Annotated in this window: 20 protein-coding genes; 5 read left to right on the top strand and 15 right to left on the bottom strand. The window is 47.8% G+C overall.

Annotation, left to right across the window (positions count from 1 at the left end; translation table 11 throughout):
• Nucleotides 1-5: 5 nt before the first annotated feature.
• Nucleotides 6-569 carry a hypothetical protein gene (locus AACY26_RS11885; RefSeq protein WP_339514247.1) on the top strand — a complete coding sequence of 188 codons (564 nt, stop codon included), beginning with the start codon at nucleotides 6-8 and terminating at the stop codon, nucleotides 567-569.
• Here AACY26_RS11885 and AACY26_RS11890 read toward each other — a convergent pair.
• The 13 genes from AACY26_RS11890 to AACY26_RS11950 form a co-directional block, all read right to left on the bottom strand.
• Nucleotides 566-1,576, bottom strand: a complete 1,011-nt coding sequence (locus tag AACY26_RS11890; RefSeq protein ID WP_339514249.1) for a phage integrase — start codon at nucleotides 1,574-1,576, stop codon at nucleotides 566-568. The two genes, AACY26_RS11885 and AACY26_RS11890, sit on opposite strands and share 4 nt — an antisense overlap.
• On the bottom strand, nucleotides 1,576-2,859 hold the full coding sequence (locus tag AACY26_RS11895; protein WP_339514251.1) for a hypothetical protein: 1,284 nt from the start codon (nucleotides 2,857-2,859) through the stop codon (nucleotides 1,576-1,578). The genes AACY26_RS11890 and AACY26_RS11895 overlap by 1 nt, the downstream gene beginning before the upstream one ends.
• 141 nt (nucleotides 2,860-3,000) lie before the next feature.
• A complete protein-coding gene (locus tag AACY26_RS11900; protein ID WP_339514253.1) occupies nucleotides 3,001-4,185 on the bottom strand; it encodes a zonular occludens toxin domain-containing protein in 1,185 nt (394 codons plus the stop codon).
• Nucleotides 4,186-4,196: 11 nt separating this feature from the next.
• Nucleotides 4,197-4,523: a DUF2523 domain-containing protein gene (locus tag AACY26_RS11905; RefSeq protein ID WP_339514255.1), complete on the bottom strand. Its 327-nt coding sequence runs from the start codon at nucleotides 4,521-4,523 to the stop codon at nucleotides 4,197-4,199.
• A complete protein-coding gene (locus tag AACY26_RS11910; RefSeq protein ID WP_339514257.1) occupies nucleotides 4,523-5,482 on the bottom strand; it encodes a virulence factor TspB C-terminal domain-related protein in 960 nt (319 codons plus the stop codon). Before AACY26_RS11910 ends, AACY26_RS11905 begins: the two co-directional genes overlap by 1 nt.
• Nucleotides 5,483-6,168: 686 nt before the next feature.
• Nucleotides 6,169-6,411 (bottom strand): major capsid protein, encoded by a 243-nt coding sequence (locus AACY26_RS11915; RefSeq protein ID WP_339514259.1) that lies wholly within the window; start codon nucleotides 6,409-6,411, stop codon nucleotides 6,169-6,171.
• A 14-nt stretch (nucleotides 6,412-6,425) separates the two neighbouring features.
• The gene (locus AACY26_RS11920) at nucleotides 6,426-6,638 is read right to left on the bottom strand and encodes a hypothetical protein (protein ID WP_339514261.1); all 213 of its coding nucleotides are present in this window, start codon (nucleotides 6,636-6,638) and stop codon (nucleotides 6,426-6,428) included.
• Entirely contained in the window at nucleotides 6,635-6,832 is a 198-nt protein-coding gene (locus AACY26_RS11925; RefSeq protein WP_339514262.1) for a hypothetical protein, read from the bottom strand. Before AACY26_RS11925 ends, AACY26_RS11920 begins: the two co-directional genes overlap by 4 nt.
• A 9-nt stretch (nucleotides 6,833-6,841) precedes the next feature.
• Nucleotides 6,842-7,219, bottom strand: a complete 378-nt coding sequence (locus AACY26_RS11930; RefSeq protein WP_339514263.1) for a hypothetical protein — start codon at nucleotides 7,217-7,219, stop codon at nucleotides 6,842-6,844.
• Nucleotides 7,220-7,402: 183 nt separating this feature from the next.
• Nucleotides 7,403-7,747, bottom strand: coding sequence for a hypothetical protein (locus AACY26_RS11935; protein ID WP_339514264.1), 345 nt, complete (start codon nucleotides 7,745-7,747; stop codon nucleotides 7,403-7,405).
• Nucleotides 7,748-7,807: 60 nt separating this feature from the next.
• Nucleotides 7,808-8,122, bottom strand: coding sequence for a lysogeny maintenance protein PflM (gene pflM / locus AACY26_RS11940; RefSeq protein WP_339514265.1), 315 nt, complete (start codon nucleotides 8,120-8,122; stop codon nucleotides 7,808-7,810).
• A 39-nt stretch (nucleotides 8,123-8,161) separates the two neighbouring features.
• Complete coding sequence (locus AACY26_RS11945; protein ID WP_339514266.1) at nucleotides 8,162-8,326, bottom strand: Arc family DNA-binding protein; 165 nt, start codon at nucleotides 8,324-8,326, stop codon at nucleotides 8,162-8,164.
• Between the two features lie 5 nt (nucleotides 8,327-8,331).
• Complete coding sequence (locus tag AACY26_RS11950; protein ID WP_339514268.1) at nucleotides 8,332-8,541, bottom strand: DNA-binding protein; 210 nt, start codon at nucleotides 8,539-8,541, stop codon at nucleotides 8,332-8,334.
• 129 nt (nucleotides 8,542-8,670) lie between these two features.
• Between AACY26_RS11950 and AACY26_RS21375 the strand changes: the two genes are divergently transcribed.
• The 4 genes from AACY26_RS21375 (at nucleotide 8,671) to AACY26_RS11965 (ending at nucleotide 12,509) form a co-directional block, all read left to right on the top strand.
• Complete coding sequence (locus tag AACY26_RS21375; RefSeq protein WP_445261305.1) at nucleotides 8,671-8,940, top strand: DNA-binding protein; 270 nt, start codon at nucleotides 8,671-8,673, stop codon at nucleotides 8,938-8,940.
• Nucleotides 8,941-9,277: 337 nt separating this feature from the next.
• Nucleotides 9,278-10,546, top strand: a complete 1,269-nt coding sequence (locus AACY26_RS11955) for an AAA family ATPase (protein ID WP_339514270.1) — start codon at nucleotides 9,278-9,280, stop codon at nucleotides 10,544-10,546.
• Nucleotides 10,539-11,375 carry a DUF4435 domain-containing protein gene (locus tag AACY26_RS11960; RefSeq protein ID WP_339514272.1) on the top strand — a complete coding sequence of 279 codons (837 nt, stop codon included), beginning with the start codon at nucleotides 10,539-10,541 and terminating at the stop codon, nucleotides 11,373-11,375. Before AACY26_RS11955 ends, AACY26_RS11960 begins: the two co-directional genes overlap by 8 nt.
• Before the next feature lie 507 nt (nucleotides 11,376-11,882).
• A complete protein-coding gene (locus tag AACY26_RS11965; protein WP_339514274.1) occupies nucleotides 11,883-12,509 on the top strand; it encodes an MltR family transcriptional regulator in 627 nt (208 codons plus the stop codon).
• Between the two features lie 226 nt (nucleotides 12,510-12,735).
• On the opposite strand, the gene AACY26_RS11970 is transcribed toward AACY26_RS11965, so the two are convergent.
• Together AACY26_RS11970 and AACY26_RS11975 are read right to left on the bottom strand one after the other, a co-directional pair.
• On the bottom strand, nucleotides 12,736-13,578 hold the full coding sequence (locus tag AACY26_RS11970; RefSeq protein WP_339514276.1) for an HNH endonuclease: 843 nt from the start codon (nucleotides 13,576-13,578) through the stop codon (nucleotides 12,736-12,738).
• Nucleotides 13,579-13,731: 153 nt separating this feature from the next.
• Nucleotides 13,732-14,082, bottom strand: coding sequence for a hypothetical protein (locus AACY26_RS11975; protein ID WP_339514278.1), 351 nt, complete (start codon nucleotides 14,080-14,082; stop codon nucleotides 13,732-13,734).
• Nucleotides 14,083-14,248 lie beyond the last annotated feature (166 nt).

The following is a 14,248-nucleotide window of genomic DNA, read 5'->3' on the forward strand; positions in this document are numbered from 1 at the left end:
TGCACATGGAAATGCTGGCAAAGGTAGGACCCCACGCGATAAGCAACATCCTCATTCTGGCGCTGATAGTTATCCTGGCGATAATGCTGCTAGGCAACATAAGCGGTAGCAAGGACGAAGACACACGTTGGTTGCACAGGGGCGTAGGGGTCGAGGTTGCTTTCGTACTTCTGCCATTCGTTTTTTATGGCATTGGAAGCCTTCTAAACGGCTCCTACTCAAAGTTCATTGCCAGCCCTGAGTTACCAATGGCAGCAATGATTCTAGCCGCCCTAACTATTATTTCACTCATGAAGGGCTTGGCGGCCTCAAAAAATCAGACATCCATTGAGAACTTTCTAGTTTTCACATTCCTAGCAATTCTTTTACTGGTTGGGCTTGGCGCATACATCGCTTGGCTTGCTTTTGCTAAGGATGTTTCGCCCTGGTTCGGCGCCCTCAACAGTCTAATAATCTTTGGCGTGGTGATTTTTTCATTCGCGGTGCACGCAGCCATGGCAGAGCGGATCAAAAAAACACAAGCTGTGGACTTAGCTGGATCAACGAAAGAAAGTCACCTGAATAGCTAGCCGTAGTGAGGTAGCAACAAGGAAAAATCATTAACTGGCCCAAACTTTACAGCGTCCTGCAAATGATCGGGAGCCAAATGCGCGTAGCGCATGGTCATAGCCAATGATGTGTGACCAAGGATTTTCTGCAGGGTCAAAATGTTGCCTCCGTTCATGACGAACCGGCTAGCAAACGTGTGTCGGAGAACGTGCGAAGATTGCCCTGCAGGAAGGGGAATCTTTGAGGCGGCTAAGGTCTGGTCAAAGCTATTCAGACAGTTTGTAAAAAGACCATGCTGTTTGAAGTGGCTCAATATCTTTGCCTGCAAAACCGGGTCTATCGGAATTGACCTGGTGCGCTTGCCTTTGGTGTTGATGAACGTAACCAGCCCATCACGCACCCTATCAGGTGTTAATGCCTGAACCTCGCCCCAGCGACCACCTGTAGCCAAGCAGATAGCAGCAACCATTGCGACATGCGGTGTTTTGCAACGTGAGTGGATCACTGCAAACAGATGCTCGATTTGCTCCTGGGTAAGGTAGCCCAATTCCCGTTCTTGAAGCCGCAAAGGCTTAACTCGTGCCAATGGGTTTGGGTAATCAATTTCCTCAAGCTGAAACAAGACGTTGAACACAGCTCGCAAATAGCCCAAGCGATTGTTGAGGGTCTTGGGGTTTGCTCCAGCGTTGAGCATTGAAGCGCGGTACTCTGCGTAGTCAGTTCCCGTTAGCTTTATAGCAACTGGGTTACCAAGCGATTTAACCAGGGCATCCAATAAGCGACGTCGAGCTGGCCCATCAGCAAGGGTGTGACTGTGCAAAATTGCCCAACGCTCTACCAGATCAGACAGACGACGGCGGTCTTTAGGTTTTGGTGACCAGTCAGGTGTTTCAATTGCCTTATTCCTGCAGGTTGACTCAAAACGCTGAGCCTCGCCCTTGGTCTTGAAGTTTTTGCGATAACGCTTGCCCTTGATGGGTTCTACATCGACCCGCCAGCGTCCGTCTGGGAGCTGCTCAATAGCCATTAGACCGCTACGCCCCACCTGATAGTGCGTTCCTTTAACAATTCTCTGATGTGCTGGTAGATCCCGTATTCAGTCTTACCCTTTGCTGCGTAGTGATCGCGAATTACTGGCCAGCACTCCCATTCTTGAAGGCTGGCAAAGGCTTTTTTTGCGCTGACACGCTCGCGAGCTAAAAGGCTAACCATGTTGCCGATGAATAGATCGACGTTCTTACCGCTAAAGCCGTTGGCGGTCTTGTGGTGGCGCTTGTAGGTGGTGTGCTCGACGAGGGAAGCGACAGGGACAGATACCCGCACATCTTGGCTGATCAGCGTCCAGAACGGGTTGTAGCAGCCAGGGCGGTCAAGCAACCGGAAGGCTTCACAGCCATAGCGCCACAATCCGTCCAGGTGAGGCACTAACGCCGCATAGGTATGGCCGCCGATCACTTCCCCGGTGTGAACGTTGAGGGAACCCAGGGTGAATTGCTGGACAATTGAATGGTGATAGCGCAGCTCGATACGGGTTACATCTTGCCCTGGGTTGTAGTCATACTCGGGATCAGCTTCAAACGGGTTATCAGAAGAGCGCCAGACGTTCTCCCAATAGTCGAGCTTGTCAGTAGCTCGGGCTTGCTCAGTCTTGTTGTAGATACAGAGCTGCAGGCCACTGGCTGAGCCGAACATAGCCGTTTCACCACGACCATAAGTCGAGCACTTGGTTGCCCAGCTCACCTCGTTGATACCGTTGATGCTGCGTTGTGTCCGGGCGCGGCAATGCAACTTTGCTGCGATGTCGTCTGGCGGTGTCCAGCCCTGTACATCGAGTGCCAAGTGAACGGCACACTGGTTCTTTTCCATGGCGTTCAGAACCGCGGTGGCAAAGGTGTCCATGAGCTTTTGCAGTTCGCCATGATCACGCACTTCAATTGCATGCGGCGACACCTCGATTTTCAGGTGTGGCCCAACACTGTCTGGCTTGGCGTTGAAGTTCTTGATCAACATAATGATGCCCAGGTCAGCGTTTTGCAGCTTGTACTGGTAGCCAGAGTCACGCCCTACCCTGCCTTTGTGCCAAATCTCACCGGCAAACTCGACATAACCAGGTTCTTCGAACATTGGCAGAATTTCAGGACGCAAAACGCCCCGGTAATGCTGTCGCACGGTGTCCACACCACAGCGCAAGATTCTGACTTTCGACAGGTCAGTGAGCTTTGCGTCTGATGGGTCAATGAAAAGACGGCTTGTAGCGTCTTCCTCAAACGTCATCGGTGCGACACGAAGCTGATGCTTTGGCTTAGCCATGGTTAAAACCTCTTATTGCTGGACAATGCGAAACTTAAATTTGATTTATATGACGTGTTACAGGGACGTCAGCGCGCGGTTTGCGCGCAGGCTCGGGGCTCGCTCTGCGTGCAAAACCGGCGCGAGCCTCGCCCCTGACACTCACCACAGGAAACGGCCCTTTTCACTGCCTACAACGGTGATGTTCGTACTCGGTTTGCCCTGGTCGAAACCTGGAGCACGATTAGGGTTTGGTCGGTCTTGCGCCTGCAGCACCTGTTGTTGATTGTCTCGATCAGGTATCGACGGATCGAAATAGCCGTTATCAACAATCTGTTTGCATAGGCTGAATTCGGTTGCCACCCGTGTGCCTTGCTGGGTGTAGCACTGGCACACAGTCGGTTTACCGTTCACCACTGCGCTAGGCATCTTTGAGAACGACCGGGCGTAGGTGTCGGGATCGGTGCTGGACAAGCAATACAGGCGCGGATAGCTCACAGGCTGAGTGAGTTCATCGTAGATAGGAGCTGATGACGGTATGCCCTCAATGCGAGGTATACGGCGTTGTGCGTAGTGTTGAGGCGATTCTTTGCGAGGTGTATCAGCGTTACCAGGTGACGAGCCGATGAACGACCCGACGCTCGACGTGACCTTATCAACAACACTTTCATTACTGGCCGCGCCCTCTGCTGTTGATGCAGCGCCGCCTTTACCTTCTTGGTATCGCTCGTAAAAACGGTAAGTCAGCACACCGGCAATGATGATCACCAGAATAGCCAAGATGAACTTGGTAGGCAGCTTGGCCTGAAAGTGGTGTTTAGCGTTGGTGCTGGTGTAGGTGCTGAAATACTTTTTATCGAGTCGAACGGTTTTCTTGTCGGCGTCTTTGAAGCTGCTTTTGACTTCGACCTTCTCAATCACCACCTCAGACTCAAAGCGGATCAGTTGTTGAGATTTGAAGACACGCCAGTAGTGAACATGCCCATTGCACAGCCGACGCAAGTGAACATCCAGGTAGCGCGGATCTTGAGTAACCAGGTGCACTTCGTGGCCTTGGTGGCGCATGGTTTCAAAGCGGGTGATGAACTCGGGCGGACGCTGGCGAGGATCACGCGAACCAAACCAGCCTTGGGCCTCATCCACCACAACGATGGCATCTTGGGGCAGCTCAAACCATTTCTCAGGATCTTCGAACTCATACCACTCGGCTTGGAGTAACTCAGGCTTGAGGCCGTTGATGTTGTGGTAATAAACAGGCCGACCTTCGGCTAAGGCCTTCTGGTCTATTTCCCGGATAGTGTTAAGCGTTTTACCGTGGCCGGGTTTCCCCGTGCGTATATAGAGCATGGAGAACCCCCTTAGGCCTCGATCGAAGTGCCGCCCGGCTTGTGCCAGACCTGGTTACGCTTACGATCAGCAGCCTTATCAATACCCGCAAGAACAAAGCGCGTGGCAATGGCTGCGAAGTAGATATTCACAATCACATCGAACTTAGCCAGCCCGAGAATCGGCATAATCACCGGCCCGACTTCGCCCATACGCGATATAAGTTCATCTTTGGCCGCATCGATAATCAGGTTAAAACCCACATAGCTGACAAAGCCGAAACCAAGCATCTTGAGCACCATGCGCACAAGCGGGCCGAGCACCATGATCAGCATTTGAACAATCAATAAATATTGCATTAGCTACCCCCTACAGAGCGCCCGACATACAGCGCGGCAAAGACAAGAGCAAAAGCCACAAACAGGTTGCCGAGGTCGGTAGCAGCTCGACACAGCGGCTCATAGGTAAATTTGAAGGTGTGGCCGCCAGCGGTGATCAGATTGACCGTTTCATCAGGCGGGCAACTGGCAGGTAGAAACCGCGTGCCCTTGTTGATCAGGCCTGGTACATCGATATCATCGCCGCCTTCGTCGAGTTCGAATTTGTCGCCCTGGACCAGGCTTTCAATGTCGTCTTTGTGGCCTTCAAAGTCGGCTTGTTCTTCGGCAAAGCACTGCTGTTCTTTTTGCTTTTTGAGAATGGCGCAGTTGATCGGGTCGCCTTCACAGCTAAACGAACCATCACAATCCCCCGCATCAGCACTGCGCTCGGGATCTTCGCCCTCTTCATCCTCACCCTCGCCATCATCACCAGGTTTGCAGTTATCTCCGGTGCACTCGGTCTTTTCATCACCGGGCGTACCATCAGGATTTGTGCCAGAGGTTGTGGTTTCGGTTTTACTGGTCGAAGTGCAAGGCTTGGTGCCCTTGCAGGTGGTTTTGTCAGTGGTCTTGCTGGTGTTGGTATCGGTCGAACCGTCAGGTTTGGTTGTCATTTCGGTTGTTTCGGTGACCTTGGTGTCGCTCAGTTCAGGTGCAGGTTTACCGCTTGCGCAATTGAGCATGCCATTCGAGTTCTCACAGTTGAGCTTACCGGGTTCGACATATTGCTCAGTCCCCGTACAGGTACGCGTTGCTATGCCATCGCTTGCAGTTGTCCACTCGCCGCAAATGTTGTCTTTGTTGTAGACCGGGGTTTTATCGAAGGGCGGCTTGGCCGGAGGCTGATCAAAAACGCTTCCAGGTGGCGGGCTGTTAGTGGTGCACTCAGAGCCAGCGCCTTTGTATTGGACCCGGCAATAAACTGAGTTCAAATCCATGCCGGACGAAGCGTTCTCGTAACGTGCGCAGCCGTCGAGCACACCGGCACGGTTATACAGGCAAGAGTTCTGACAGATAGTCGTAGGCGGTGCGGTATAGGGCTGATCAGAACCTACGACGCCGGCTACATACTCATGAACAAATATACCAGTCTCTGATTCGCATTCATCTGGCTCAGGAGCATCGCATTTGCCCGTTTCAGGGTTATAGGTTGAATTAGTGCAACCATTGCCAAACCTGGTAACAGTCCAGTTGCTAGATGGAGCAGCAGAGTTATCTGACTTCCTGATTCTTTTGTAGGTGCACTTATAGGTATGTTCACTTTGGAAACCGGAATAATCGGACATTATCTCGGTATAAATAAAGGAGGTTGATTCGGTGTAACTGGCCGCAACACCCTCGCAAGCTGCAAGCGCGCTAGGGTAATGAGCTGTAGACGTTGAGCTGAACGCCCAGTAATAATCCTCAGCACTCACAGGCGAAGCACTGAGCCACAAGGCGATAAGCAGGAACAGTGAGCGAGCCATATCAAACCCGCCCGAAGAAGATCAGGTAGAACGCCAGACTGGTGATGATCAGTACGTAGACCTGGTAGCTGAATGTGTTCATGGCGAACTCCAAAAAGAGAAACCCCGCCGAAGCGGGGTTGAGTTGCTACGGCACTGGTGAAAGTGCATGGGAACGCTTACAGGGCGCGGCGCATGTACTTGAAGGCAGCGGCAGCAATGAGCAGGCCCATCACCGTCCAACCGAGCGTGCCGATGTCAGTACCGGACTCGGTCAGCTTGGCGGTGGCTTCAGCTGGGATTTCTGCATAGGCCGTGCTGGCCAGCAGCGTGGCGCTTGCAACACCAGCGGTTGCCAGTTGACGGGAGCGACGACCGAAGGCCGAAGCGGTGTTTTTGAGTTGAACTTGCAGAGCTTTCATAAGGTGTTACCTCGTTATTTCAGGAGTTTTTTGAGGATCAAGAAAGCAAACACCGTGGCGAACAAAATGATCGTTTGGCTTTGTAGTTCGCTTACCTGGTCCCAAGTGAGCGCAGAACCGTTCAAGTCCTGCATTTCCTGTTGTGTGAGGGACACCAGCGAGCCGTTGCAGGTGGGCACACCCTCTGCACTGACTAACCAATCGCCCTCACACGCCAGAAAATTCATTCGTCGCTCGCCAGCTCAGCGACGGGTTTGGTTTCAGGCTCGCCAGTTAGCGAGCAGTCAGGGCAGACCGTGTAGTAAGGCGGTTGAGTCAGATCAGCCAAAAAGTCGGACTGGTCAGGCGCTGTGTTATGCAACTGGCCCATCACACGCAGGCAGAGATTGCAGACGACGCGATCAACTATCAGCACGGTCATGCCCTCCGGTTAGCTGGCTTTTGCCGGGTCGGATGGTTTGGCCGAATCTGATGCTTTAGCCGCGCCAGTGGTGGACGGGGTTGGCGTGGTGCGAGTACCAGGGCGTTCTACTTCTTCGATGTGCAGGGCTAGATTTTTGCCCTTGTTCTGGCCGCCGCGAGCTACATCAAAGGTGATGCGCACAAGCTGCAGGGGTTCGAACTTGGAGCCAGCGTGAAAGATTTCATCAGCGACATCGTCGTCAGCAGCCATGCCGATGATCGACAAGCCGTGCTCGGTTTTGCCGTCTGGTTCATCACCGTAGAAAACCTTGATGTATTTCTGGCCGTTCTCACCGTCGAAACGTTGAGTGCCAAGAAATGCTACTTCCATAGTTGAACGAGCCATGTTTACCACCTCTTTGAATTGCGCTTGATTGCGCGGTTTTGCCTTTCTTCGGGCTGAGTTTTCCCGCACCGGATAACTTCAAGTTTTTTCCGGTGGGTGGTTTTCAGATCGAAGCGGCGTTTCTGTTAAGTCGCTAAATTCGTGAGCTGTGTTGCCTGTTTAAAACCAAGGGCCCGGCCCTTGTTATCCCGTTTCGCCACCTGAGCCCGCGCCTGGTAAACCAGCCCCGGACACAGGCGGCGATCTACTGTCAGGCGGTTGCTCGACTACCCCGCAGGCTTGAACAGCTTGTTGAATCGCTTCATCCAGCACATCCGTTACCTGCATAAGCCCTTGCTGAATGCCCATGAGGGAAATCACAGAAGCAGCAAGACAGCCCAGTACAAAGGGAATCGACCAGTGCCAGAGCAATGCAACTAGATAGCGAGCCGTGCGGAAGGCTGTCTTTGATTTAGCAATCTCACTGCGACAGATCTCGAAGGCAGCAACGCAAAAGAAGACTGCCAAGATGATTTGTAAATTGATCATCGGAAAACCGCCCAAACAATACTGAGATTGATCGTGACGCAGGTGCTGACTATTGCCAGCTCAGTCCACGTTATGCCCGTTCCCCAAAAGGTCATTGGTTAAGCCCCATGTTGGGACGTAAGGCACCGGCTTGCCCGAGTCGTAGATAACGCTCCAATACTTCGGCGGTCGGTTGCTGGGCGTGTGTTTCGCGCATTTGTAAGCCGTCTGGCAGAACCAGCGACCATTTACGAGATACGGCAGCCCACGGGGCTTGCAGTCGTTGCAGGGTGTGGACTGGCAGAGAGCGGGATTTGCCATTTCGGCCAGAGTCCAACATACAGAGCAGGCGCAGTTCTCGGCGTGGGGTTGATGCAGGTAGCGGTTGAGCGTCATAGCGCATACCCTCCCCTAGTCGTCCGTTGGTGATGTTGATCACTGGGCGTCCTCCTGACTTTGTTTAACCTGGGCAAAGCTGGCTTCTAGGCGAATGATTAGATCTGCATTTATAGAGCGGCGTGATGCCTTAGAGGCTTGTTCGACCTGGGCACGCAGTGCAGCAGGTAAACGGAGCTTTAATTGGGCGTCTAGGCGGCTCATTTGGGCTAGTCCTCGTCGCAGAGCTGTTGCGTGAGCAACGCGACATTGACCATCAGGCGCTTGCCGACTTTGCGGCTTGGCAAGTAGTCCCGCTCTAACCAGGTGCGAACCACAACAGGCTCATGCCCCATGCCGATCCACTCGGCAAATGCCTGCCAAGGCATTAAAGGTGGCGGGCCGATCAGTTTTTGATTGTCTGGCACTTCCGTATCCATTCGCTTTAATCCACTATGTTCAGCAATGATCCGAGGGCAGCTCGGGGCAATTGTTTCTCTCGGGGAAAATATAACCCTGCCGTGATGCTAGGGCAATAGCTTCCCCTGAAAAAAGTGAAAAAACTTTTTATGACGACATCCGCAGACAGAGCACGAGCGTTGATAAAAAAGCTCGGGCCAAAAAAAGCCAGTGAATTAGGGAACGGCGATCACGACAGATGGAAGAGCGTGAGCAAGGGAGCCGTAAGGGTCACGACAGATGAAATTGACGTTCTAGTTAAGGCGTATCCGCAATATGCCTTGTGGCTTGCAAGTGGCGAAGTTGCGCCAGAATCAGGGCAGACAAGCCCTGAATACGATGAAGCCAACCGAAACTTGAGCCAACCCGACGCGGGATAGCGATTACAAAAAAAGTAACTAGGCGCTGGTACGCCCGAGATAAAACAGGGAAGGATAAAGATGATGAAAAAAAATGAAAGAAATATGGCAACCATCATTTCTTATAAACTGTCAGTCTAAAGCTAGACCTATTAGTTCATATTTCACTTCAGAAGCAAGGATGATTTTATAATATATTGGAAGCCACACAAAAATAAAAATTTATAACGCCGGTATATTGCGAAGACAAATAGGTATGTCTGACACCAAAGCTGCAGATAAGGCGCACCACTAAAGTGTGCAAACTGTTGCGGAGTTACTTGCGAAGTATAAGTATTTTAAATTCAGGGTTAAAAATATGTTCAAGATTAGCGAAGTTAGAATCGACGACTTTTGGCACCGACTAAATGCAAAATGCGGATTCAATGAAGATGTGAACATTATTATCGGTAGAAATGGTACCGGCAAAACAACTTTCATGAACATACTTCACTCTGCACTGACAGTAGACTTAGATGGGCTTGCCGAAAACGATTTTTCTGAAATATTAATAAAGCTTAAAAGCGGAACAAAAAACCGTGTCGTTAGAGTTACAAAGCTTACGCACGAAAGCGCTGCATTCCATACAATTGAATACAAAATATCCAGCTCAAAATATATATTGAGAGCAATCTCTGCTGATGATGTTAGATACCCAACAAATTTCAAAAAAAGAATGCTTGAAAGTGCCTCAGAGGTGAAGAACCATCTATCAAAAATAATTAGCCTATCTTCATTATCTGTATACAGGCTGAAAAGCACAGAAGATTTTGAGATTAAAGATCGCTCGGGCAAAAGATTAATTTCTCCGGTTGACTTTCGATTAATGCAATTGAGAGGCGATCTAACAAAATATCAATTCGACCTATCTGTAGAAGCAAGACAAATTTCTTCAAATTTGCAAAAAGATGTTCTTACTTCAATATTATTCACTGACCCATCATCAACCAGCCAAATAATACCGTCTAAATTCGACAAGGAAAAAGAGCAAAGTCAACTTGTAGGCGCTTATGCAAGATTAGGAGCTATTGACACTGAAGTTAGACGAAAAATCGCGCGACATATTGTGGCTATTGATACGGCAGTTAAGTTGCTTGCTTCAAATCGACACGAAGGGCTCAGTGAAAAGGACTTCGCAGCAGTTGAAGCTTATTTTAGAACACAAAAAATTGTCAGTATGTCTCTCAAGGCGGAGGAACATACAAAAGAAATATTCAGCCCAATAGACTTATTTACAAGTATATTAAAAGATTTCATACCTGACAAAATCTTCGGTATTTATGCTGGAGAACTGAAAGTATTATTTGCAACCCCAGAGCGTGAAGAAATCCCTATTTCCAAGCTATCCTCTGGTGAAAAGCAACTTATTATTTTGCTAGCCGAAGCTCTGTTACAGAGAGGGGAACATTACGTTTATTTAGCTGACGAACCTGAACTATCCTTACATATTGAATGGCAAAGAAAGATTCTGCCTGCGATAAAACAGCTAAACCCAAACTCGCAGATCATTGCGGCGACTCACTCACCAGAGGTTGCCTCAAAGTATCGTTCTCATATTATTGACATGAAGGATGTTGTCAATGGCTGACCTTGAGTATGGCAATGATGCACTCAATATTAAAAGTATATTTTATGGCGCTTCAAAGATGGTGTATGTGGAGGGCGATGATGATGAAATATTTTGGGATACGATCTTTAATTCCCTAGGAAAAAGCGATGTAAAAATTGAGTCAGTAGGCGGATTAAATGAACTTAAAAAAATGGCCAAAAAAATCGAGAACGGCGACATAGATGCTCTCATAGCAAGAGACTCTGATTTTACTACGCTATCACCTAAATACACGCGAAACAATAATGTAATTCAAACATATGGCCACTCAATCGAAAACAGTCTAATTCTGCCTAACACTATAGGAGGCCTTGTTAGAAGTTATGGAAGGATATTGTCAAGAAAAGGAATTGAAACAGACTTTGAAAGCTGGATTGGGCATGTGGAAACTCAACTGAGCAAGCTCATTTATGCAGATGCTCTTAACGACATACATTGTGCCGGGATAGCAGTCACAGGTAACAATTGTGCTAAATTTATGACTGATCGCAAATCTTGTGAGTTTTCGGATAAAAATATCAAAGAGCATTTAATTGAACTCAACAAATCATTCGACTTCGATAAAAAATTAAAAACAATCGAAAAAGAAATTAAAAAATCGAACAATAGAATAATAGATTTTCTGAGAGGGCATTTCTTAGCCTCAGCATCAATTAGATTCGTAAATAATAAGCTAAGAGAAATAGAGTCAAGTAGAACTGTTAACAATGATAGTTTTTTGAGTAGCCTACTTTTGATTTTCAACAACTCATTCAATAATGCTCACCCTCATTTCAAGCATTACAAAGATCAAATAGATACAATTTGACATTGATGCTGTAAATGTAGGTGTCGAAAAAGTGTCGAAATCACTGCACGAAAATGCAGACTTTTGCGAGGTAGGCAGAAGCACAAGGCCCGTAAAGCGGGGCTTTGCGAGGTTAAGCAATCTTAAAAGAGGGGTTCAAATCCCTATCTTCCCGCCATTATTCAAGACCTAAGCCCCTGAAATTCCTAGAGTTTCGGGGGCTTTTGTTTTTCTGGACACGCAATGTGTCGAAAAACGTCGAAAAAAATGCAATGCTGGCAATTCAACATGATGCAGGAGCAAGCACATGGAAATGCTGGCAACACCACAGAGTAAGCGACTTCTTTATCCTACGACTTTTGTTAGCTTGCGCGCCCTGCTGATAGGCTGCATTAATTTAGAGGTGCAGGCTAGGGTTTGACGTCGTTTAGATTTAAACGTGGTCTGTCCCCTATTACGTGAGCCAAACACGGCCAGTGAGTAAAGATCTTCAGGAAAGTCTCTTCACTTATCAGCAAAGGAAGATCGATGAGTAAAGGCATTGCATACGAGTCTGATAGAGGCTGCATTATAGTAGCCGCAGCGTTATTAGATAAGCAGCTCGAAGATAGTATTAGAAAGCATATAAAAAGATTTTCGGTTTCAAAATCTCTAGAGAAAAGCCTCTTTGATCTGAGCGGCCCGATATCAAATTTCTCAGCCAAAATAAGCATTTGTCGATCTTTCGGCCTAATAGACGAAATAGCTTATAAGGACTTAATGATTTTGCGCAAACTAAGGAACTCGTTTGCACACGAAGCAGAAGATGCTAGCTTTACCTCTGCAAGCGTAAGGCAAAAAATCAAGAGCATGCATTTCGTTCAGCACTGTATGAAAGAAATAGAAATAGACCGATACGACTACACTATAAAACCAACAAAAGAAAACAAAGAAGAGAGTGATAAAAAGCGCCACCCCCAAATGCTTGAAGAGTGGAAAACTCTTGCAGATGGATTCTTGAACTACGATAAAGTTATGTTTTGCTTTGCCATAGATGAATTAGAGTACCACATTAAGCACTGTTCAGATCTAGGCATACCGCCACCCAAGACACTCATCCAAGAAATTAAAGAAATAAAAAATAGCAAAAACCAGACTCAAACAACAGAAGACTAAGAGCCATCACAAAAATAGCGACAGAATTATTTTTTCTGTCATTAACAAATAAATCTGCCACCCGCTCTAGGCCAAAATATCTACCAACCACCATAGAATATGAACCTCCATTCAAATCAAGAATAATCAGTTACAGCATAAAAACAAGCCCAGAGCGCGGATTTTTCTTAGAGACCTGCATCATAGCCCCAGACCATATAGACCAAACACTAAAACCACATAGACTCTATCCCTCTGCATTCTTGCCCCAGTAGAGCGGACTCGCATTATCATTTTCTTTCAACCATGTCTCATACCCTTCAATACAGGGCCCACCTATATTTATAGTTAGCTCCACACCATATAAAGCAAGAACAAAATAAAACTCACCATGATCAGTATGCAGAAAATCATATTCATGAACCTTCTGACCATCTAAACCATGTATCTTTTCATCTAAATCAGCATCATAGATTCTACGCACATAGTACGGCCACTCTTTAACACGGCCGTATCTAGCGTGCTCCCTAACCAAGTCAAACTGCTCTTCCTCGACGACATAATCAACACCGCCATAATGAGGCAATAATCTCTGCGCCAAAGCTTCTAGTGCAACCTTTGCAAGAAATCTAGACGTTATCTTGGCCGTCGGAATTCCTGACGCTATTGGAAAATTCACTTTCGAGGATTGACCACTACGAACCAGCTCGACTTGATCCTCATTCAGCTCTATCGACGTAACTATTTCCTCGCTACTCAACACACGCCGAATACTAATTGGCACCTCTGAGCCAAGCATAGCTCCCATTATCGGAGGAACCCTACCCTTCTTACTTGGTATTGCCTGATGAAACCTCAAAGATTCCATTTCAGGAGAACATAAAAACTGCCGCTCTACTTTCCGGGAAAAGTAATTATTGCACTTATCACAGACAACACCTCGCGGAAGTATTTGCTTAGTATTCCACAAGCTTTCAGGAATAATGTGCTCAACACTTGTAGAATTAGCAGAGTCTAACTTACAGAAAATACATCTCATTGTCTTACCAAGTAGATAGCCAAGCTTGACCTCCCAGAAAGCTAAGACCAAAGGAATAACCTGTCTAGCGTGGTGTCGAAAATGTGTCGAAAACACAGCCCAAGGAAGACTGGCACTGGCCAGAACAATAGGGGACAGACCACGTTTATTCTAAACCCCAACTAGAAAACCGAGGTCTTCCCCCAATTATTATTCAATCCAAACTTATTTTTCGCCCTTTTCTTTAATGCTATCTTCGCAAATTACTGTAAGACCAAGGACTGTCGTAGGTGTGTTTCCAAATTGTGTGGGTGTGGCAACTAGCATGTTGGCACTTTGGTCGCCTTCTAGACGATAAGGTTTTCCATTACATACCTTAGCGGCTTTCTGATTTATGTTCTCTAACAGACCTTCTCTTGAATTGAAAATACTACCGTGGCTGGAAATCATATATTGGCCCGGGGCTATCTCATTAGCCCCCGTAAAAGTACAACCAGTTAAGAACAAAGCCAGAAATCCGATCGATAACTTGTATTTCAACCGTTCCATCTCCTGTGTAAACGCGAAAAAGATCATTATGTTCTCTTCAAACCAAAGTCATCTATCGCTCATGAATCGGCGCAGTTGACTCAAAGCAAGCCCTCAGCATCAGAGCCCAAGCCAGCACTCTATCCACTTCAGCAGCAACGGACGGTTGATTAACGTCTCAGTTCGGCCAGAAGCAAGCATTCAACACTTGGAA

The organism is Pseudomonas sp. RL_15y_Pfl2_60 (assembly GCF_963970595.1).
GTDB lineage: Bacteria > Pseudomonadota > Gammaproteobacteria > Pseudomonadales > Pseudomonadaceae > Aquipseudomonas.